A 19,917-nucleotide genomic window follows, 5' to 3' on the forward strand; every position below is an offset into this window, starting at 1 on the left:
GATATTTTATAATTTTTATCAAAATATCAGGTGATTTTTAACTCAGCTTTGTCTATACTCCGCCACCTGCCCACGTTACTCCGCCAATTGGGCGGAAGTTGTAAGCCGAAGTCAGTGCTCGAAGGGGTACTAAAAGGCAATTTTGTGTTGTTTGCAAATGCAGGCAGCATGTGAGACAGAAAATTAACTTTGGGTTTTTGTAATAATGAAGACTTTTACTGCTACACCAGAAACCGTAACTCGTGACTGGTTCGTCGTTGATGCAGACGGCAAAACTTTAGGTCGTATCGCTACTGAAATCGCTATCCGTTTACGCGGTAAGCATAAGCCAGAATACACTCCACACGTTGATACCGGTGATTACATCATCGTTGTTAATGCTGAAAAAGTGACTGTTACTGGTAACAAAGCGAAAGGCAAAACGTACTACTCGCATTCAGGCTTCCCTGGTGGCATTAAGCAAATCAGCTTTGAAAAGCTGCAAGCGCAAAAGCCAGAAATGATCATCGAGAAAGCAGTTAAGGGTATGTTACCAAAAGGTCCTCTGGGCCGTGCCATGTTCCGTAAACTGAAAGTTTACGCTGGCGCAGAACATAACCACACTGCACAACAACCTCAAGTTCTTGATATCTAAACGGGATTAAGCAAATGGCTGCAACTCAGTACTACGGCACTGGCCGTCGCAAAACCTCTACAGCTCGCGTTTTCGCTAAAGCAGGTAGTGGCAACATCGTTGTAAATCAACGTCCTTTGGATCAGTATTTTGGTCGTGAAACTGCTCGTATGGTTGTTCGTCAACCTTTAGAGTTAGTTGAAATGACTGACAAGCTGGACATCTATGTAACTGTTAAAGGCGGTGGTATCACTGGCCAAGCAGGCGCAATCCGTCACGGTATTACCCGTGCTCTGATGCAATTAGATGAAGCACTGCGTCCATCACTACGTTCTGCTGGTTTCGTTACCCGTGACGCTCGTAAAGTTGAGCGTAAGAAAGTGGGTCTACGTAAAGCACGTCGTAAGCCACAATTCTCTAAGCGTTAATTCGTTTTTGGAATATCAAAAAACCCAGCCTATGCTGGGTTTTTTATTGGCTAGATTTACGGTACTGGCGAATTCATTTAAAGAAGAGACTCTGTTGTTGGAGTGGGCTGATATACAATCAATGTGTATTGAACGACTGAGTTTGAGGTGCGCATGACTTTTCAAGTTTTTATGCTGGCAGTGGCACTTGTATTACTTTTAGAGGGCGTCGGGCCCTTACTCTTTCCGAACAAGTGGCGTCGTTATTTAAATGAACTCTCCCATAAAAATCAGCAGGTTATCCAGCGACTCGGTGGCGCATTAGTCACGGTAGGAGTGGTGATTCTGGTGATTTTTGCGTAAAAAACAGCCTGCTTGCCCTTGCTTACTAAGATCTGTTAAAATTCCTTTTTAACCGCAACCTTGCAGCAAATAATGGGCAAAAACGTAGTTGTTCTCGGCACCCAATGGGGTGACGAAGGAAAAGGTAAGATTGTCGACCTTCTAACAGAACAGGCAAAATATGTAGTTCGCTATCAAGGCGGCCACAATGCTGGTCATACCTTGGTTATCGATGGTGATAAAACCGTTCTTCATCTGATCCCATCGGGTATCCTGCGCGATAATGTGAAATGCATTATTGGCAACGGTGTGGTGCTTGCACCTGACGCCCTGATGAAAGAGATCAACATGCTGAAAGATCGTGGTGTTCCTGTTGAGGAACGTCTGTTGATCTCTGAAGCGTGTCCGCTGATCCTACCATTCCATTGCGCCTTAGATATCGCCCGTGAAAAAGCACGTGGCAATAAAGCTATTGGTACAACTGGCCGCGGTATCGGACCTGCGTATGAAGACAAGATCTCCCGTCGCGGTCTGCGAGTAGGCGACTTGTTCAATGCTGAACTGTTTGCTGAAAAGCTGAAAGAAGTTATGAAATACCATAACTTTATGCTGACAGAGTACTATCAAGTCGAAGCTGTTGATTACGAGCAAACGCTAGCAGATGCTTTGGCTATGGCCGATTATCTGAAGAGCATGTGTGTTGACGTGACTGAACTGTTGGATACTGCGCGTAAAGCCGGTGAGCCAATCCTGTTCGAAGGCGCTCAAGGTACATTACTCGACATCGACCACGGAACTTATCCTTTTGTAACCTCTTCAAATACCACTGCCGGTGGTGTTGCGACGGGTTCAGGTTTTGGTCCACGTCACTTAGACTATGTCTTAGGTATCATGAAGGCTTACACCACTCGCGTGGGTGCAGGTCCATTCCCAACTGAACTATTATGTGAAGTTGGTGATCATTTAGGTACTAAAGGTCATGAGTTTGGTGCGACAACGGGTCGTAAGCGTCGTCCAGGTTGGTTGGATGCTGTGGCAATGCGCCGCGCAGTTCAAATCAACAGTGTGAGTGGCTTCTGCTTGACTAAGTTAGATGTACTTGATGGTCTGAAAGAAGTGAAAATTTGTGTGGGTTATCAGAATCCTGATGGCACTATCTCTAAAGTGACCCCGCTTGCGGCTGAAGGTTATGAACTGGTTACGCCTGTTTATGAAACTATGCCAGGTTGGAGCGAGTCGACTTTTGGCGCGACATCCATTGAGCAACTGCCACCGGCAGCGATCAATTATATCAAGCGTCTTGAAGAGCTATTAGAAACACCAATCGACATTATCTCTACAGGTCCTGACCGTAACGAAACCATGATTTTGGTTAATCCGTTCAATTAAGACCTGTTAAGGCCGTGTTTCACGGCCTTTTTCTCTGCTTCTTTATGCCTTTCTCTGTTTAATTCTGCGGTTAGAAATTCAGCTCAAGCTCAAGAAATAGGTTATACTGCCGATGCAAGTATTCACCCTATTGTCATTGAGAGTCGTTATGCTACGTACAGCACTAGTTGCGCTACTGCCCTTAGTATCTTCAATGTGCTTTGCTGAAACGCAGGCGGTGGATATTTATAGCCAAGATCAATTGCTTGATTTGATCCGTAGCGATCAATATTTAGCGAAAGTGAAGCGTGATGATTGCCAGTTAGTCCAAGACATTGAGGCGCGAGCCCAAGTCTTAAAACAGCCTTTATATCAATTCCTGTGGGGCGAAATGCTCAATTATGGAACCTGTGTAAAGGCAAACCCTGTGAAGGGTATTGCTTTGTTACGTGACTCGGCCGAACAAGGTAGCTCAGAAGCGATGTTAAAGCTTGCCGAGTATTATCAGAGTGGGAAATTTGTCATCCGCAATAAAGACAGAGCAGTGCATTATTTACTGCCTGCGGCTGCAAGTGGTGATTTACCCGCTCGTATGATGTTAGTGCGTTTATTCGGTGAAGGTTATGGTAGTCCTAGGGATTACGAGATGGCCTATCACTGGTTATATAACGATGTATTTGCGGACGAGGCGACGAAGAAAAAAGCCTTGTCTTTACTGCAGGTGTTAGCAGCTAAAATGCCCCCCAGTGCAGTGGCGCGGGCCCAGCAAGAACAGTTGCGAACCCGTTAAGTGGTCTCTTAATCTAGAGACACATTATTTGGATATGGAATGATCAAAGACCCTCATTTTGAGCGTGAACAGGATAAGTACGAAAACCCTATCCCAAGCCGTGAGTATATTATCGATTACTTACGTTCTCAGAAATCACCTATCACTCGTGACAGTATTGCCGCGGCGTTAAACATCCAAGAGGAAGAACAACTTGAGGCCCTGCGCCGTCGCCTACGTGCGATGGAACGCGATGGCGAACTCGTGTTCACCCGTGGGCAGAGCTATGGCTTGCCCGAGAAAATGGATCTTATCCCCGGCACTGTACTCGGACACAGAGAAGGCTTCGGCTTTTTCAAACCCGATGAAGGCGGTGATGACTTATTTATTTCGAACCGCGATATGCTGATGTATTTCCACGGTGATAAAGTGCTGGCGCAAAAAGCGGGCACAGATCGTCGTGGCCGTCGCGAAGCGCGTTTGGTGCGTCTGATCCAGCCGCGCAGTGCCGCGATTGTCGGCCGTTATCATGTTGATAGCGGTATGGCATTTGTCATTGCCGATGATAAGCGTATTACTCAAGAAATCTTAGTCGCGAATGAAGATCGCAACGGCGCCCGTCAAGGCGATGTGGTTGTGGTTGAATTAACGCGTCGCCCAGGTCGTTTTGTTAAGGCTGCGGGTAAAGTGACTGAAGTGCTTGGTAAGCAAATGGCGCCGGGGATGGAAATCGAAATCGCCCTGCGTAACTATGACTTGCCCCATACTTGGTCACCTGTGATCGAGAAGAAACTGCGCCGAATTCCCGATGAAGTGACCGACGCCGATAAAGTTGGCCGTGTGGATTTACGTCATCTGCCATTAGTGACTATCGACGGCGAAGACGCCCGTGATTTTGACGATGCCGTGTATGCGGAGAAAAAAGCCGGTGGCGGCTGGCGTTTATGGGTTGCGATTGCTGACGTTAGTTATTATGTTCGCACCGATTCAGCCTTAGATACTGAAGCGCGTGCCCGTGGTAACTCAGTGTATTTCCCATCGCAAGTGATCCCTATGCTGCCGGAGAAAATCTCCAACGGCCTATGTTCGCTTAATCCTCACGTCGACCGTTTATGTATGGTCGCCGAGATGACAGTGTCTGCCAAAGGCAAGTTGTCGGGTTATAAGTTTTATCCGGCTGTGATGTATTCCCATGCCCGTTTTACTTATACCCAAGTGGCGGAGATGTTAGAAGGCGGCCCAATTGCGCCTGAGCATGAAGCCTTGTTCCCGCATCTACAGTGTTTACAGTCATTGTATTTAGCGCTAGATGAGCAAAGAGCCGAGCGTGGTGCGATTGCGTTTGAAACCATGGAAACGCAGTTCATTTTCAATGAGCAGCGCAAGATTGATAAAATCGTACCGCGTGGCCGTAATCAAGCCCATAAAATCATTGAAGAATGCATGATTTTAGCTAACGTTTCTGCAGCTAAGTTTGTGAAGAAACACAAAGGCGAAGTCTTGTATCGTGTGCATGAAGCGCCATCCGAGCAAAAATTGGCGAACTTTAAAGAGTTCCTTGCTGAGCGTGGCTTGACTATGACTGGTGGTCTTGAGCCAACGCCGTCTGATTACCAGAACGTTATGCTGCAAATTGCTGACCGTCCCGATGCTGAACTTATCCAAGTGATGTTGCTGCGCTCTATGCGTCAGGCCATTTACACTCCGGATAACGAAGGTCATTTCGGTCTAGCCTTAGAAGAATATGCGCATTTTACCTCGCCCATTCGCCGTTATCCGGATCTAGTGTTACATAGAGTGATCCGATATTTACTGGCGAAGGAAAGAGGCGAAGCCACAGAAAAGTGGACGCAGGATGGTGGCTATCACTATCAACTCGATGAGCTCGACCAATTGGGCGAAGAGTGTTCGACCACAGAACGTCGTGCCGATGAAGCGACTCGCGATGTTAGCGATTGGCTCAAGTGCGAGTTTATGCAAGATCACGTCGGTGATACCTTTGAAGCTGTGATTGCCTCAGTGACGAGCTTTGGTTTGTTCGTGCGCTTAAATGAGCTGTTTATCGATGGCTTAGTGCATATCTCAAGTCTAGGTAGCGATTACTACCAATTCGACCCTATGCGTCAACGCCTTATCGGTGAGCATACAGGCCAAGTCTATCAAGTGGGCGATCCTGTGACGGTTAAGGTCGCTGCAGTTAACTTAGATGACAGACAGATTGATTTAGTCATGCTGGGTGATGACGGCAAAGGTGGTAAGCGTAAAGCATCTGCCAGCTGTGATAAGCCGATGACTGCCCGTGAGCGTGTTAATCGCGAAGGTGCTAAGCAAGGCAAAGCGGGTAAAACCGCAACCCCTAGCGCTAAGGCTGAAGCTGGCAAAGCCAAACCTAAGGCTAAAGCGGGCAATAAAGCGAAAAAAACAGCAGTAAAAGATCCGGCTAAAAAGCCAAAAGCCGCTAAGCGGAGTACGAGAAAGAAATAAATGAAAAAACAAGATATTATTTTTGGGATCCACGCAGTTGAAGCCCTGTTAAAACACAGCCCTGAGCGCATTATCGAGTTATGGCTGTTACAAGGCCGTGACGATGAGCGCTTAACTGTGCTGGCCAATCAGGCCAAAGCTTTTGGCACGACGATTCAGGTCGCTTCTCGTAAAGCCTTGGATGACAAAGCGGAAAGCAGCCAACATCAAGGTATAGTCGCGCGCGTTAAAGCGGCGAAAGTGTTGAATGAGCAAGATTTAGATGTGCTGCTTGCTAACACTGAGCAAGCATTTCTGCTGATTTTGGATGGCGTGACGGATCCCCATAACTTAGGCGCTTGTCTACGTAATGCCGATGCGGCTGGCGTACAAGGTATTATCGTGCCTAAAGACAATTCAGTTGGCTTAACGGCGACTGTGAGTAAAGTGGCATGTGGCGCTGCGGAAACAGTGCCTTTATTCCAAGTGACTAATCTTGCGCGCACTATGCGTCACCTGCAGGATAAAGGTGTATGGATTGTGGGGACGGCGGGCGAGGCAGATTGCGAGCTTTATCAAGCCGATCTTAAAGGGCCATTAGCGATTGCCATGGGCGCGGAAGATAAAGGTTTACGCCGTTTAAGCCGTGAGTCTTGTGATTCACTGATCTCTATCCCTATGGCGGGTAGTGTGTCGAGCTTGAACGTATCGGTTGCGACCGGTATTTGCTTATTTGAAGCTGTGCGTCAGCGCCGCAGTTAATACGCTCACTCTTGCCTGATTTCGCACATGCGGTCAGGCTTGCAGTAACGATTTGTTGCAGTAACTATTTGTTTTAGTCAGCACTTGCAGTAATAAAAAGACCGATTAACTTTAAACAGTTAATCGGTCTTTTTATTGGTCTTTTTATATCAGTACTTTGTCTAGGTTAACCTGATGGCTATCGGCTTCATCCGTTTGAACGGCTTCAGGCTCTGCTTGCTCGATATCGAAACTGAAGGCGAGTTGCTCCTCATCACTGTCATTTGCGTCGATAATATCGTCATCGACACCATCAGCCCCTAAATCATATTCCGCTTCATCTAGGTTAGCACTGGGTGTCATATGTTCTTGAATCGATTCGACATCAACTCGTGGATCCAGCGCTGCCGCCAGTGGTGAAGAGACTAAGTCGCCCGTCGCCATTATGTAGTCTTGGGTGACATTGGTTTCGGCTTTTTGTTGTGCATGTACATAGCGTAGCCGCACAAACAAGATTAAGGTACAGGCAGACATAAAGCCATATAGCATGCTGTTACCAAACCATTGCATTAACGTTGAGGCGATCAGTGGACCGATACTGGCTCCTAAGCCGAAGGTCAATAAGATAGTGGCGGATAAACCGACCCGCTCATTCTGTTCGACTCGCGAGTTCGCCAGTGCTGTAGCAAGGGGATAGAAGGTGAAGCCTAAAATACCGAAGAGGAAAGTCATCACCAGCGAAATCACCGGATGATAGGGCGTTAAGGCGATGGCTAAAGCTAAAATGCCAAGCAATATGCAGTTAATACGAATCAGGCGGCTGCGGGACATAATGTCGGACAGTTTCCCCATAGGCCATTGCGCCAGTAACCCCGCTAAAATCGTTGCCGTCATATAAGTAGCAACTTTTTCAGGCGGTAAACCTAAGTTGCTCGCATAGGCGGGCGCGAGACCATAAAACGAACCCACTATCATGCTACCAATTGCGATGGTTGTGAGTGCTTGCGGCGCTTTTTTCCAGTAATGGGCAATTTTGAGTGGGGCAGGAACCAAAGGCGCAGGGTGAAGACGACGCGTGAGTGAAATAGGTACGATACAGAGTGAGAAACAAATCGCGATAAGCAGTAACGGTTCTAGACCTAATTCGGGGAAGATACTGATCGCGCCTTGGCCTAAGATCAAGCCGAAGTAAGATACGATCATATAACTCGCGAACACTGTACCCCTTTGGTTACTTTCGGCCTGTTCGTTAAGCCAACTTTCGAGCACCATGTATTGGCACATCATGCCCATACCGACAACGAGCCTGAGGAGCAGCCAAACTGCTAGTTCATCCACAAGTGCATGACCCAATGCAGATGCGGCGACTATGCCAGCACTGGCAACAAAGGCGCGGATATGGCCCACTTGGGCAATAAGTCTATGACCAATCTTAGAGCCCGCCACTAGGCCAACATAATAGGCCGACATCATGCCGCCTATCCATATCTGTGGCACGTTCATCACCGAGAGCCTGAGCCCAAGGTAAGTTGTGAGCAAACCGCCGGCCAGTACCATTAACAAGGTGGTGCTATATAAAGAGGCGAAAGTGCGCAGCGGATTAGTCATATACAACTCCGAAAACACAAACAAGATTGATAATAAACCGTGAGTATATCAGGGGTTGGTGTTTATGTTGTGTTGCAAATTATTGGTAAATCTTGATTAATTGCGCATTTTTGCTCAAAAAATTCTTAGATTATGCTGAAATAACTTGGGCGAGGGCGGAGGAGCTTTAACGTCGCCGCCAGCCAAAGATGACTTTGGCGACGTGTACTTGCTTGTATTGCTACGGATTATCTAAAGCGGTTATCTAAAGGTATAAAGCAGGTTGAAGGTGGTGATGGTATCTGTCTGTTGGCTACCCTCTGGTACCACTTCAGTGTATTTGATGTTCATGCCGATTTTAAACGCCCAATCTTGGAACACCAGATTCTTGTAGTTCATGTCTAAGGTGAGGGTATTGTTGTTCTCGCCGACTTCCGCAGTTAAATCTGCATTGAGACTGCTGTATTCCTGCAGTTTTTGAGAAAACTTTGCAGCGGTACGCAAAATGACGTCTTTCTCAGCATCAGGATTGGGAATATCCACAGATTCTGCAGGTAAGTTATATCGGTAACCGGGGCCGATTTCAAGACTGAGTTTGGTCTTGTAGCTGCTGATGGCATTAAAACCGTAACCACTAGAAATAGTTGAGATTTGCGTGTAACTACCGAATTGATCCCAAGTAAAATCACCGCGTCCGAAGATGTAGCCTTTGGTCAGTTTATAGTTCGACTGGAGTTGGAGTTCGTATTTTTCGGAAGTTGTCTTGCTTTTTTCTGAGGCAAAGTAGGCTTTGAGCGTGGCTTCTTGCTTGGTTTGCTGGGTGTCGTAAATCAGTTGGGTTCGACCGTTAAAACTGCTGGACTCGGTATTGCCTGTATTCAGTTGCAAACCCGCTTCGATTTCTGCGGTAAAATCGCTGGGCGGTTCCTGGTAATCCGGTGGAACAAGCGCAAGCGCAGGAAATGAAAGGGAAAATAAAAAAATTGGCGCAATAACTTTTAGCATTATGTTTATTCTTGGTTAGCCGATGTCTGATGTCCGAATGTAGATGAAGCGCCATCATACCTGTATTGATTGGCGAGGCAAAGTTATTGCTTGAGTTTCTGGCTTGCTTTCTGTACTATCTCGCGCTCAAATCAGTCACTATTTTTCGTTCCTTGCCTCCATTTGGTTTGACTGAGCCAATACCGAGGCTACATAACCGTAAGGAGCAATAAATGCGTCATTACGAAATCGTATTTATGGTTCACCCAGATCAAAGTGAACAAGTACCAGGTATGATTGAGCGTTACACAGGTGTTATCACCGAAGCTAACGGCACAATCCACCGTTTAGAAGATTGGGGCCGTCGTCAACTGGCTTACCCAATCCTTGATCTGCATAAAGCTCACTACGTTCTGATGAACGTTGAAGCTAAAGCAGAGACGATTGAAGAGCTAGAAACAGCTTTCCGTTTCAACGACGCAGTTCTGCGTAACATGGTAATGCGTACTAAAGTTGCCGTTACTGAAGCATCTCCAATGGCTAAAGCTAGAGATGAGCGCGATTCACGTCGTGGCCCAGCTGGCGAACGCTCATACGATGAAGCTCACGCTGAAGAAATCGCTGAGTAAGGTAATCTGTGACCACCAATAACTTGGTGTTGTCAGGAACGATAACTCGTTCAAGACGCTTTAAAAGCCCAGCAGGTATTGCACACAGTGTGATAATGTTGGAACACAAATCGCAGCGTTATGAAGCAGATATGTTCCGCAACGTCTACGTACAAATTCAAGTGATATTGAGTGGCCCACGCTTTGAAAGCGTAGCAGAAGATCTGAAAGCAGGTGTGGAAGTACAAGTGCAAGGCTTTATGACGCTTCAACAGGGGCGCAATGGTCAAAACCGCTTAGTTATCCATGCCGAAAATGTCGAATTGAAAACTTAGGAGACTGTCAACATGGCACGTTATTTCCGTCGTCGCAAGTTCTGCCGTTTCACCGCTGAAGGTGTTGCAGAAATTGATTACAAAGATATCGTTACTTTAAAGAACTACATCACTGAAAGCGGCAAGATTGTTCCTAGCCGTATCACTGGTACTAGTGCTAAATATCAGCGCCAACTAGCTCGCGCTATCAAGCGTGCTCGTTATCTTTCTCTACTGCCATATACTGATTTACATCAGTAATTGCAGTATTCCTAATCGAATATAGAGGATTTGATAATGAACGTTATTCTGCTTGATAAAATCGCTAACCTAGGCAACTTGGGTGACCAAGTATCAGTTAAGGCTGGTTACGCACGTAACTTCCTTTTGCCACAAGGTAAAGCTGTTGTTGCTAACGAAAGCAACGTTAAAGTATTTGAAGCTCGTCGCGCTGAATTAGAAGCTAAATTAGCTGCTGAATTAGCTGCTGCTAACCTACGTGCTGAGAAAATCACTGCACTGGAAGCTGTTGTAATCGCTTCTAAAGCTGGTGATGAAGGCAAACTGTTTGGTTCAGTTGGCAACCGTGACATCGCTGATGCAGTGACTGCTGCTGGTGTTGAGCTGGCTAAATCAGAAGTTCGTTTACCATTAGGCGCTCTGCGTACTACTGGCGACTTCGAAGTTGAAGTTCAGTTACACACTGAAGTTAAAGCTGTTGTTAAAGTATCTGTGGTTGCAGAAGCTTAATTACGACTCGCTTTAAATATAAAAAGACACCGCCTCGGCGGTGTTTTTTTATGGCTGAAATTTATGATTTGGGTGTATTTAGGTTTGGATATCGGCTCTGCGATGGATTTAAGCGCTAGGTAATATGCGCCTACTCATTCAATCTCATCATCTCAAAGTGCATTCGCTGCTAAAATACGAGCCCAAATAAAAGCCGCTTACTGCAGAACAGTGAGCGGCTTTTGGTTTAGAGCAACGGATTTAGCTCAAGGTATTAATTTCTGACTAAATCCAGTTCTTGGATTAGGTTATCGGCATGGTCGACTTCGTCCATCATCCACAGGATATAGCGGATATCCACGTGTACTGCGCGGGTGATGCTTGGGTTGAAGAACCAATCTTTAGTGATCGCCTCGTAGGTGGAGTCGAAGTTAAGACCTACTAACTCACCTTTACCGTTGAAGACTGGTGAGCCGGAGTTGCCGCCTGTGGTGTCCACGCTCGATAAGAAGTTAACCGGTACAGAGTTAAATTCTTCGGGTTTGTCTAAGCAAGAGAAGAGTCTGCAAATCCAGCCGCGAGGATCTTGATAAACCGACTTCACTAAATGATTGCCAAAACGCTGCTCGGCAATCGCATCGAGGAGCTTTTTCGGTGCATTGTAGGGCTCAACGCCTGTGTGTTTCGCGACTATGCCATCTAGACGAGTAAACGGCTGTTTGTAGAGTGCATCACGTGATTGATAACCATCGACCATACCGTAGCTGATACGCAGCGTACCGTTGGCGTCAGGGTAGACTGGCCAGTTGTTGGCTTTATAGTATTCGATCACTGCGGCCATATAGTCTGGGCGAGCAGTTGATAACTTACCGTCTAAGATTTTTTCCGTTTTTTCCTGCGCCATATTAGTGTCGTAAAGTGCTACGGCTAAACGAATAAAGGGATCGGCACTGGTTTCGAAGGCGTTAACATCGGCATTCATCCACGCCAGACGTTGGGCTTGGTCTGTGAGCGTAGTGAGTGAATACAAACCATCGAGTTTAGCCGCAAGATCTACGTCTTTACTGTTTACACTTAACATTTTATCGAGCGCTGCCACGCGATTCGATTGGCCTAGGTAAGCGTTTAAATCTTGTAGCCATAATGTCTTATCGACTTTGACATCGAAACTCGAATCGATACGTTTAAGACGCGAGCTCAGCATCGCTAAATCACGCTCTTGATAGCCTTGTTCACGTTCGGCATCGGGCTTTTGTTTTTCTTTCGCAAGACGATACAAGCTGTTTGCTGCGGTTAACAGGGTGCTTGATTGGGCATTAGTAAAGTAGTAATTACTTTGGAACGCTTGTTGTTGCTCGGCAAGTAGCACTTCTAACTCAGCGATGAGGTTTTGATTTAGCTTAGGATTTTGTTTAAGCCAAGCTAAAAAATTATCCTCTCGGCTTTGTTTAATGCCCACGATATCCGTGGCTTTAAAACCCGCTAACAGGCCATTTAGTTTTTTCATCCGGTTGGCCATTGATGCCATATTGCCAGCGTACTTAATGGCGATGTCGGCATCTTTCTGTCCCATAGCCTCGATAGTATCAATCTGTAATTGATAGCGTTTAGCTTGGGTGGGATACAGCCAGTCGCTGGCAAACTTAAGCTCACTAGTGAGGTTATAGCGACTGGTAGAGCCTGGATAACCTGCGACGAACACGCCGTCACCGGCTTTCACGCCATCGGCGTTGATTTTAAGGTAACTCTTTGGCTTGTAAGGGATGTTATCGTCGCTATAGGCAGCGGGTTGGCCGTCTTTTCCGACGTAAGCTCGCAGGAAGGCAAAATCACCCGAGTGGCGTGGATATTCATAGTTATCGATATCGCCGCCAAAGGCACCGACACTTTCTGGTGGTGCATAGACTAAGCGTACATCGCGGATCATCAATTGTTTGATTAAGTAATATTCTAAGCCGTTATGGAAACTGCGGACATTACAGCGATAGTTCGCATCGGCTTCACAGCTTTTGATCAGTTCTTTGCTGTGATTTTGAATGTCTTCGTAACGGCTCAGCGGATCTTGGCTTAGGCCTTGATTGATTTGGGCGGTGACATCGGTCACTGCCTCTGTGATGTATAAACGTTCGTTAGGACCGGCAGAGGGTTCCTTGTCCATTGATGTCGCTAAAAAGCCTTGTTCGAGATAGTTATGTTCTTTCTTGGTGTTATATTGTATCGCCTTGAAGGCACAATGGTGGTTTGTCACAACTAGCCCTTGGGGGGAGACAAAACTGGCGGTACAATAGCCCAGCCCTACCACGGCGTTCATGGGATAACTTGTCAGATCGGCCAGTTTTTCGGCAGGAATATCGATTCCGCGTTCACTGAGTTTGTCTGCAATAGAAGGCATTTGATAAGGTTGCCATTGTCCTTCGTCGGCAGTTGCTATGCCGGATGTCATTACTAAGGCCGCAACCAATGCAATACGCATGTTCTTTCCTTATTGATTATTAGAGTGTCCGTTGGAATGAGATAACAGGCGAGTGTAAACATCCTGTTTGCTTGACGCGGGTTTTATATCATATTTTGTTAAGTTGTTGGAAATCGGGAGCGTTAATGTCACAACAAGGTGCTTTTAAGCCTAAAAGTAAGCCAAGAGATTTGCAGCTTGATGGACTCAAGCTGCCACCGCATTCCATTGAGGCTGAACAATCGGTATTAGGCGGCTTGATGTTAGATGCCGAAGCGTGGGACAGGGTAGCTGAGGCCGTCGTAAAAGATGACTTTTACTCCCGTTCACACAAGATGATCTTCTCTGCCATGCACAGATTGGTCGATTTGGGGCAGCCGATCGATTTGATCACGGTTTCTGAACAGCTCGAAGTTGAAAATCAATTAGAAGATGCCGGTGGTTTTGCCTATTTAGGTGAAATTGCCAAAAATACTCCCAGTGCGGGCAACATTTTATCCTACGCTGAAATCGTCCGTGAACGTGCCGTAGTACGTGACATGATCCGCGTCGCGCACGAAATTGCCGATGCGGGTTACAACCCAGAAGGCCGCGACTCGGGTGAATTACTCGACCTTGCTGAGAGTAAAGTCTTTAAGATCGCTGAGATGCGAACCAATGCCAACGAAGGTCCCGAAGGCATTAAAACCATTCTAGAAAAAACCGTCGATAAGATTGAGCAGCTTTACAATAACCCCCACAACGGTGTGACTGGGGTGTCGAGCGGTTTTAACGATTTGGATAAGATGACCGCTGGTTTCCAGTCCGGTGACTTGATTATCGTTGCGGCGCGTCCTTCTATGGGTAAAACCACCTTCGCGATGAACTTGTGCGAACAAGCCGCAATGAATGAAGACAAACCTGTGCTTATCTTCAGTCTCGAGATGCCGTCAGAACAGATTATGATGCGTATGTTGGCCTCCTTGGGTCGCGTCGATCAAACCAAAATCCGTACCGGTCAGCTCGATGATGAGGATTGGGCGCGGGTTTCATCGACCATGGGGATTATGCTCGAGCAAGGCAAAATGTATATCGATGATGGTTCGGGCTTAACGCCAACTGAAGTCCGTAGCCGCGCGCGTCGTATCGCCCGTGAATACGGCGGCCTGTCGATGATCATGATAGATTACCTGCAGTTAATGCAGGTGCCCGCCTTGAAAGATAACCGTACCTTAGAGATTTCTGAGATTTCACGCTCGCTCAAGGCATTAGCTAAAGAGTTGGAAATTCCGATTATTGCCCTGTCGCAGCTTAACCGCTCGCTCGAGCAAAGGGCCGATAAACGTCCGGTAAACTCGGATTTGCGTGAATCGGGCGCTATCGAGCAAGATGCGGATCTCATCATGTTTATTTATCGCGATGAAGTGTATAACAACGATTCTCAAGATAAAGGTACGGCTGAAATCATTATCGGTAAGCAACGTAACGGCCCGATTGGTCGAGTGCGACTCACCTTCCAAGGGCAATTTTCGCGCTTCGATAATTATGCCGGACCTCAGTTTGAAGAAGACTAAATTCATGTTTGAAAATAGTAAATTTGCGTATGCAGAAGACGTGCTGTGTTGATGTATTTTTTATCTCCGTGACTTTTTATTTCCTGAGTAAGCAAGGTAAATTTTGAACCCTTTTCCCCGAGCAGAAATTAGCAGTAGTGCACTGCAAACCAATCTCGCTGCGTTGCGTCAACAGGCCCCAGCGAGTCGCGTGATGGCCGTCGTTAAAGCCAACGGCTATGGCCATGGATTATTGAATGTCGCCCATTGTTTAGTCAGTGCCGATGGCTTTGGCTTAGCCCGATTAGATGAAGCCTTAGAATTACGAGCGGGCGGTGTGACAGCGCGTTTGTTATTGCTGGAAGGTTTTTTCCGTGCCACTGATTTACCTTTGCTCGTCGGGCATGATATCGACACTGTGGTGCACCATAGTTCTCAGCTGGAGATGTTGGAGCAAACTGTATTGTCTAAGCCTGTGACTGTTTGGCTGAAAGTGGATTCAGGCATGCACCGCTTAGGCTTTACGCCTGAGCAATTTTCAACGGTTTACGCAAGGTTAATGGCCTGCCCCAATGTGGCAAAACCGATTCATTTAATGACGCATTTTGCCTGTGCAGATGAGCCTGATAATAGTTATACCTCAGTGCAGATGGCGGCTTTTAATAGCTTAACGGCTGGCTTGCCCGGATTTAGAACCTTAGCCAACTCCGCGGGTGCCTTGTATTGGCCGCAAAGCCAAGGCGATTGGATCCGTCCAGGAATCGCCCTCTATGGTGTCTCACCCGTCACGGGGGATTGCGGTGCGAATCACGGACTCGTACCTGCGATGGAACTGGTATCACAGTTGATTGCGGTGCGGGATCATAAAGCCAATCAGCCAGTGGGTTATGGTTGTTTTTGGACCGCGAAGCAAGATACTCGTTTAGGTGTCGTCGCAATTGGTTATGGTGATGGTTATCCCCGTAATGCACCGGAAGGTACACCTGTGTGGGTCAATGGTCGCCGTGTTCCTATTGTTGGCCGCGTCTCTATGGACATGTTGACGGTCGATTTAGGCCAAGATGCGCAGGACAAGGTTGGCGATAGCGCTTTGTTGTGGGGTAAAGCATTACCCGTAGAAGAAGTCGCTGAGCATATTGGTACTATCGCTTATGAATTAGTCACTAAGCTCACTCCAAGAGTCGCGGTTTGTTTGGCTTAGTTGAGCTTTGATAGCTTTATCTCGTGATGTTACCTCCATGAGTTAGACTCACGGGTTTCGTCTTCTCCTAGGCATGGTTTCGTCGACCTAGTCTCGTGAAATAAACCGCCTTGGCTTAAGCGAGTTAAGCTCAAAATGCAGCATTATAAAAACGGTGTCTTAAACACCGTTTTTTTTATTTGTGGTAATCCTAGAATAAAGTTCCGTGATGAATCACTAGCATTATCCTTGTATTGGCTGACAGCAGTGAATAAAACCCTGTTACCTGCTAGTCCCTAGTTTGTTATTTGTTGAACGAGTAGGGCTTAGATAAGCGAATTTCACTTAAGTATTCATGTGTTGGCAGGGTGACTCGATATGTTTACGGATAGAGCCGTGCGAGTTGAACAGGTCTTAGACACAAATGAGAAAGTAGATAAACAGTAGCGGCATATTCAGATGATGTTAAACCAGCCGTTCTGATCTTTGTTATCTGGCTTTAAATAAGCGAATGAAACATAAGAACCAGAGCGACAGGAGCGTTAATGCCATTTGAGCCATCTTGGCTTAGTACATTATAAGTTATTAGTTTTCAAAACATATTTCGATATAAGCAGTCCCATGTGGGCTGGTAAATGGCATAATAATCTTAGTGCCATTGGCTTTATGGGAAATGGTGTGGCCTTTTCCTGACACGACCATAGGGGTGGCCATTTCAAATTCATAGCCTTTTTGACCCAATAGATTTTTTGCGCCACCAGTCACCATATTGGTAATTTCACCCACTAAGTCAGTCACTTCCTCGTTAATTTTACCCGGGTTTTCGCCCAGCATATTCTGCATTATCTGCAAAACTAGCTTTTGTTCGAAGGTAATCGATAGTGATCCTTTTGTTTGAGGGCCAACGAGTCCAATAAGGCCTGACACATCCCCCTTTGCTAAGTTATCTGATTTGATTTGAGGTTTGCCCGGCGTCAAATCCATACTCGCCATAGTTGAGATGACATTGAGCAGAGATTGGAGGAAAGGATTAATAAAATTAACGTTCATGCCTAAGTTTGTCCTCTTTTGAGCCTAAACCATGGAGTAATGGCATGGCTTAAGGCTATTAGAAAAGTTGCTTATTGACAGCAATCTTGATCACACTCTTCAGCTTAGATGACACAAATGGAAATGTGAGGTTAATTTCACTATTTTCTTGTTATTTAGCGTAAAGAGCTTTCCATGAAAATGCTTAAAACGATACTGCAACAGCACATTTTTACATGATATCCACTCAGGTTAGAAGATGAGTTTCAATCTAAAGGCTGATAGTGCTGGTTATTATACTGCAAATTGAGGATCACGGTCATTTCAGTAGACGTTTAAAGTTTAAATGTTAAATTTCTTTATTTACAAATAATTATTAAATTTTAACCATAAATTTAGCTCAAATGATGCCTGTAGCATTTAACGATGATAAAAGCTGAAACTGTGATTTACATTAAACTTGAATGTAAATGATAATAATTATTGATCACAAAAATGATTTTACATATATTAGCGGGCGATTAACAGGTGGGGGACATCTGTTACAGGGTTTAGTCCGCAACAGGAATGCTTTTAATGAAATTTGCAAAACGCCGCAATGGCCGAGTCGCACTCGGCGCCCATGTTTTAGGTTCATTAACTATAGGTATGGCTATATCAGCTACCCCTGCGATAGCAGCGGAGCAGGCACAAGTCGCTGGTAAGAAAGTCGAACATATTGAGGTTAACGGCGAATATTTGGGCTACAACACGCGCAAAGTACAATCCGGTAAATTTACTGATGATCTGCTCAATAGCGCTAAAACTGTCACTGTGATTAATCAAGATCTGATCAAAGACATGGGGGCACAAAGTTTTACTGATGCTCTGCGTGCAACACCTGGTATTACGCTTGGTACGGGTGAAGGTGGTAATCCCTATGGTGACAGGCCGTTTATTCGTGGTTATGACGCTCAATCTTCAACGTTTATTAACGGTATGCGGGATGTGGGCTCCCAGAGCCGTGAGACTTTTAACATCGAACAAATTGAGGTGCTAAAGGGGCCGAGTTCTGTTTATAACGGCCGTGGTGCAGTTGGCGGTAGTATCAATATCGTGACTAAAAAAGCGCAAGCTGAAGATTTTATTAATGCGGATGTGGCGATTGGTACTGATGCTTTAAAACGCGCCAGCCTTGACGTTAACCATGTGATTGCAGATGAAGCTGCGGTGCGGGTGAATCTAATGGCGCACGATGCCAATACACCGGGTCGTGATGAAGTCTCTGGTAATCGCTGGGGCATTGCACCCTCAGTGACCTTTGGTTTGACGACACCCACTAAGGTGACGTTGGAATACTATCATTTTGAAAACCATGACATACCTGACTATGGGATCCCCTATGATCAAGCGACAGGTAGGCCTGCCGATGTAGATCCCAATAACTTCTATGGCTTATTGTCGCGGGATTTTCGCGATAATAATGACGACACAGCTTCAGTGCTGATAAGTCATGACTTCAACAATGACATGCAATTTACCTCGACCTCAGTGTATAGCCGTAATACCAATTATTACATTGTGACCAACCCCGATGACACGACAGGCAATGTCGCCAATGGTTATGTCTGGCGTAATACTAAATCGCGCCACTCAGTGACTAAAACGCTCGCAACCCAATTACAGTTGGCGGGTGAGGCTAAACTAGCTGGATTCACCAACCGTTTTGCGATTGGTACTGAGTTTAGCAACGAGCGCACCAGCAACTTAAGTTATACGGTCGATACGGGGAATGGTCGTAATGCGGGTTGTAATGATGCACTGCTGGCTAATTACAATTGTACTTTGCTATCGAAGCCTAATCCTCACGACCCTTGGGTCGGCAGCGTGACGCTAGGAACAGATGCCACTGTGACTGAAACGGACACTCGCTCAGTTTATGCCTTTAATACCATAGAGTTGAATGAGTCTTGGATGATTAACGGCGGCGTGCGCTGGGATGATTACAGCACTGCTGCACAGAACTCGACTTCGTCACTATCCAATGACGATGACTTTTTAAACTACCAATTATCAGTACTGTATAAACCTGCAGTCAACGGCAGTATCTATGCGGCGTGGGGCACATCTTCGAATCCGCCAGGAACATCTAATGGCGATGGTTCAGATCGTCTTGGTAGTAACAATGAAGATTTAAAGCCTGAAGATACTGAAAGTTACGAGCTAGGTACTAAGTGGGATTTCTTCAGTGGCCGCTTATCGCTTAATGGTTCAGTATTCCAAATCGAGAAGAACAACGCTCGCGTTGCGACTTCTGCCGATCGCAATTCACCGCAAGAAAACGTTGGTGAGCAGAAAGTGAAGGGCTTCGAAATTGGTTTTTCAGGTGATATCACTGAGCATTGGCATGGATTTGGTGGATACACCTTTCTTGATGCTAGCCTAGAAAGTAACGGATTTAATGCCGCTTACGATGGTAATCGTTTCCCTAATACGGCCAAAAACAGTATCAGTTTGTTTACCACTTACGACATTACGGAACAGTTAAATGTCGGAACTGGCGCGTACTATATGGGGCAGGTTTACGGTAATACCGCCAATACGTTATCGATTCCTTCATACTGGCGTTTTGATGTGGTTTCATCTTACAAGATGAATGACTTTCTGACGTTGCGCTTGAATGTGCAAAACCTAACGGACGAGCGTTATTACGATAAAGCCTATACCGCGCATTTTGCTAACATGGCGCCTGGACGTTTGGTCATGTTAAGTGCTGATATGCATTTTTAATGTTAGGCATTAGCTAATGTTACGGCAGCC

Annotated in this window: 18 protein-coding genes; 14 read left to right on the plus strand and 4 right to left on the minus strand. The window is 46.1% G+C overall.

What is annotated here, in order from left to right; genetic code table 11:
- The first annotated feature begins 205 nt into the window (after positions 1–205).
- The 7 genes from rplM (at position 206) to rlmB (ending at position 6,724) form a co-directional block, all read left to right on the plus strand.
- Complete coding sequence (gene rplM / locus Q4Q52_RS13065; protein ID WP_012088240.1) at positions 206–634, plus strand: 50S ribosomal protein L13; 429 nt, start codon at positions 206–208, stop codon at positions 632–634.
- A gap of 14 nt (positions 635–648) precedes the next feature.
- On the plus strand, positions 649–1,041 hold the full coding sequence (gene rpsI, locus Q4Q52_RS13070) for a 30S ribosomal protein S9 (protein ID WP_006083052.1): 393 nt from the start codon (positions 649–651) through the stop codon (positions 1,039–1,041).
- Between the two features lie 153 nt (positions 1,042–1,194).
- Complete coding sequence (locus Q4Q52_RS13075) at positions 1,195–1,383, plus strand: DUF2065 domain-containing protein (RefSeq protein WP_311990791.1); 189 nt, start codon at positions 1,195–1,197, stop codon at positions 1,381–1,383.
- A 72-nt stretch (positions 1,384–1,455) separates the two neighbouring features.
- Entirely contained in the window at positions 1,456–2,751 is a 1,296-nt protein-coding gene (locus tag Q4Q52_RS13080; RefSeq protein ID WP_006083050.1) for an adenylosuccinate synthase, read from the plus strand.
- A 112-nt stretch (positions 2,752–2,863) separates the two neighbouring features.
- Positions 2,864–3,520: a flagellar protein MotX gene (gene motX, locus Q4Q52_RS13085; RefSeq protein ID WP_011847814.1), complete on the plus strand. Its 657-nt coding sequence runs from the start codon at positions 2,864–2,866 to the stop codon at positions 3,518–3,520.
- 39 nt (positions 3,521–3,559) lie between these two features.
- Positions 3,560–5,983, plus strand: coding sequence for a ribonuclease R (rnr, locus tag Q4Q52_RS13090; protein WP_311990792.1), 2,424 nt, complete (start codon positions 3,560–3,562; stop codon positions 5,981–5,983).
- On the plus strand, positions 5,984–6,724 hold the full coding sequence (rlmB, locus tag Q4Q52_RS13095) for a 23S rRNA (guanosine(2251)-2'-O)-methyltransferase RlmB (protein WP_106649431.1): 741 nt from the start codon (positions 5,984–5,986) through the stop codon (positions 6,722–6,724). It begins immediately after the preceding gene.
- Between the two features lie 144 nt (positions 6,725–6,868).
- On the opposite strand, the gene Q4Q52_RS13100 is transcribed toward rlmB, so the two are convergent.
- Complete coding sequence (locus Q4Q52_RS13100) at positions 6,869–8,311, minus strand: MFS transporter (protein WP_311990793.1); 1,443 nt, start codon at positions 8,309–8,311, stop codon at positions 6,869–6,871.
- Between the two features lie 240 nt (positions 8,312–8,551).
- The gene (locus Q4Q52_RS13105) at positions 8,552–9,295 is read right to left on the minus strand and encodes a YdiY family protein (protein ID WP_012088245.1); all 744 of its coding nucleotides are present in this window, start codon (positions 9,293–9,295) and stop codon (positions 8,552–8,554) included.
- A gap of 212 nt (positions 9,296–9,507) precedes the next feature.
- On the opposite strand from Q4Q52_RS13105, the gene rpsF reads away from it, so the two are divergent.
- Genes rpsF through rplI form a run of 4 tightly spaced genes read left to right on the plus strand, consistent with a single transcriptional unit; the run spans position 9,508 to position 10,946 of the window.
- Complete coding sequence (rpsF, locus tag Q4Q52_RS13110) at positions 9,508–9,903, plus strand: 30S ribosomal protein S6 (protein ID WP_006083044.1); 396 nt, start codon at positions 9,508–9,510, stop codon at positions 9,901–9,903.
- An 8-nt stretch (positions 9,904–9,911) separates the two neighbouring features.
- Positions 9,912–10,217 (plus strand): primosomal replication protein N, encoded by a 306-nt coding sequence (gene priB, locus Q4Q52_RS13115; RefSeq protein WP_311990794.1) that lies wholly within the window; start codon positions 9,912–9,914, stop codon positions 10,215–10,217.
- A 12-nt stretch (positions 10,218–10,229) separates the two neighbouring features.
- Entirely contained in the window at positions 10,230–10,457 is a 228-nt protein-coding gene (rpsR, locus tag Q4Q52_RS13120) for a 30S ribosomal protein S18 (RefSeq protein WP_006083042.1), read from the plus strand.
- Positions 10,458–10,493: 36 nt separating this feature from the next.
- Complete coding sequence (rplI, locus tag Q4Q52_RS13125; protein WP_006086059.1) at positions 10,494–10,946, plus strand: 50S ribosomal protein L9; 453 nt, start codon at positions 10,494–10,496, stop codon at positions 10,944–10,946.
- Positions 10,947–11,199: 253 nt separating this feature from the next.
- Here the strand turns inward: rplI and Q4Q52_RS13130 are convergent, their stop codons facing one another.
- The gene (locus Q4Q52_RS13130; protein ID WP_311990795.1) at positions 11,200–13,398 is read right to left on the minus strand and encodes a S46 family peptidase; all 2,199 of its coding nucleotides are present in this window, start codon (positions 13,396–13,398) and stop codon (positions 11,200–11,202) included.
- 125 nt (positions 13,399–13,523) lie between these two features.
- On the opposite strand from Q4Q52_RS13130, the gene dnaB reads away from it, so the two are divergent.
- Both dnaB and alr read left to right on the plus strand, forming a co-directional pair.
- Positions 13,524–14,930, plus strand: coding sequence for a replicative DNA helicase (gene dnaB, locus Q4Q52_RS13135; RefSeq protein ID WP_106649436.1), 1,407 nt, complete (start codon positions 13,524–13,526; stop codon positions 14,928–14,930).
- A gap of 103 nt (positions 14,931–15,033) precedes the next feature.
- Positions 15,034–16,110, plus strand: coding sequence for an alanine racemase (gene alr, locus Q4Q52_RS13140; RefSeq protein ID WP_107946544.1), 1,077 nt, complete (start codon positions 15,034–15,036; stop codon positions 16,108–16,110).
- Positions 16,111–16,674: 564 nt separating this feature from the next.
- Here alr and Q4Q52_RS13145 read toward each other — a convergent pair.
- A complete protein-coding gene (locus Q4Q52_RS13145) occupies positions 16,675–17,139 on the minus strand; it encodes a chemotaxis protein CheX (protein ID WP_006083037.1) in 465 nt (154 codons plus the stop codon).
- A 555-nt stretch (positions 17,140–17,694) separates the two neighbouring features.
- Between Q4Q52_RS13145 and Q4Q52_RS13150 the strand changes: the two genes are divergently transcribed.
- Positions 17,695–19,887 (plus strand): TonB-dependent siderophore receptor, encoded by a 2,193-nt coding sequence (locus tag Q4Q52_RS13150; protein ID WP_311990796.1) that lies wholly within the window; start codon positions 17,695–17,697, stop codon positions 19,885–19,887.
- Positions 19,888–19,917: the final 30 nt, after the last annotated feature.

Source organism: Shewanella sp. SP1S2-4 (assembly GCF_031932075.1).
In the GTDB taxonomy this organism is placed as follows: domain Bacteria; phylum Pseudomonadota; class Gammaproteobacteria; order Enterobacterales; family Shewanellaceae; genus Shewanella; species Shewanella baltica.

Coding starts and splice junctions, on each gene's coding strand:
- rplM (WP_012088240.1), top strand. CDS start 206: ATGAAGACTTTTACTGCTACACCAGAAACCGTAACTCGTGACTGGTTC.
- rpsI (WP_006083052.1), top strand. CDS start 649: ATGGCTGCAACTCAGTACTACGGCACTGGCCGTCGCAAAACCTCTACA.
- Q4Q52_RS13075 (WP_311990791.1), top strand. CDS start 1,195: ATGACTTTTCAAGTTTTTATGCTGGCAGTGGCACTTGTATTACTTTTA.
- Q4Q52_RS13080 (WP_006083050.1), top strand. CDS start 1,456: ATGGGCAAAAACGTAGTTGTTCTCGGCACCCAATGGGGTGACGAAGGA.
- motX (WP_011847814.1), top strand. CDS start 2,864: ATGCAAGTATTCACCCTATTGTCATTGAGAGTCGTTATGCTACGTACA.
- rnr (WP_311990792.1), top strand. CDS start 3,560: ATGATCAAAGACCCTCATTTTGAGCGTGAACAGGATAAGTACGAAAAC.
- rlmB (WP_106649431.1), top strand. CDS start 5,984: ATGAAAAAACAAGATATTATTTTTGGGATCCACGCAGTTGAAGCCCTG.
- Q4Q52_RS13100 (WP_311990793.1), bottom strand. CDS start 8,311: ATGACTAATCCGCTGCGCACTTTCGCCTCTTTATATAGCACCACCTTG.
- Q4Q52_RS13105 (WP_012088245.1), bottom strand. CDS start 9,295: ATGCTAAAAGTTATTGCGCCAATTTTTTTATTTTCCCTTTCATTTCCT.
- rpsF (WP_006083044.1), top strand. CDS start 9,508: ATGCGTCATTACGAAATCGTATTTATGGTTCACCCAGATCAAAGTGAA.
- rpsR (WP_006083042.1), top strand. CDS start 10,230: ATGGCACGTTATTTCCGTCGTCGCAAGTTCTGCCGTTTCACCGCTGAA.
- rplI (WP_006086059.1), top strand. CDS start 10,494: ATGAACGTTATTCTGCTTGATAAAATCGCTAACCTAGGCAACTTGGGT.
- Q4Q52_RS13130 (WP_311990795.1), bottom strand. CDS start 13,398: ATGCGTATTGCATTGGTTGCGGCCTTAGTAATGACATCCGGCATAGCA.
- dnaB (WP_106649436.1), top strand. CDS start 13,524: ATGTCACAACAAGGTGCTTTTAAGCCTAAAAGTAAGCCAAGAGATTTG.
- Q4Q52_RS13145 (WP_006083037.1), bottom strand. CDS start 17,139: ATGAACGTTAATTTTATTAATCCTTTCCTCCAATCTCTGCTCAATGTC.
- Q4Q52_RS13150 (WP_311990796.1), top strand. CDS start 17,695: ATGAAATTTGCAAAACGCCGCAATGGCCGAGTCGCACTCGGCGCCCAT.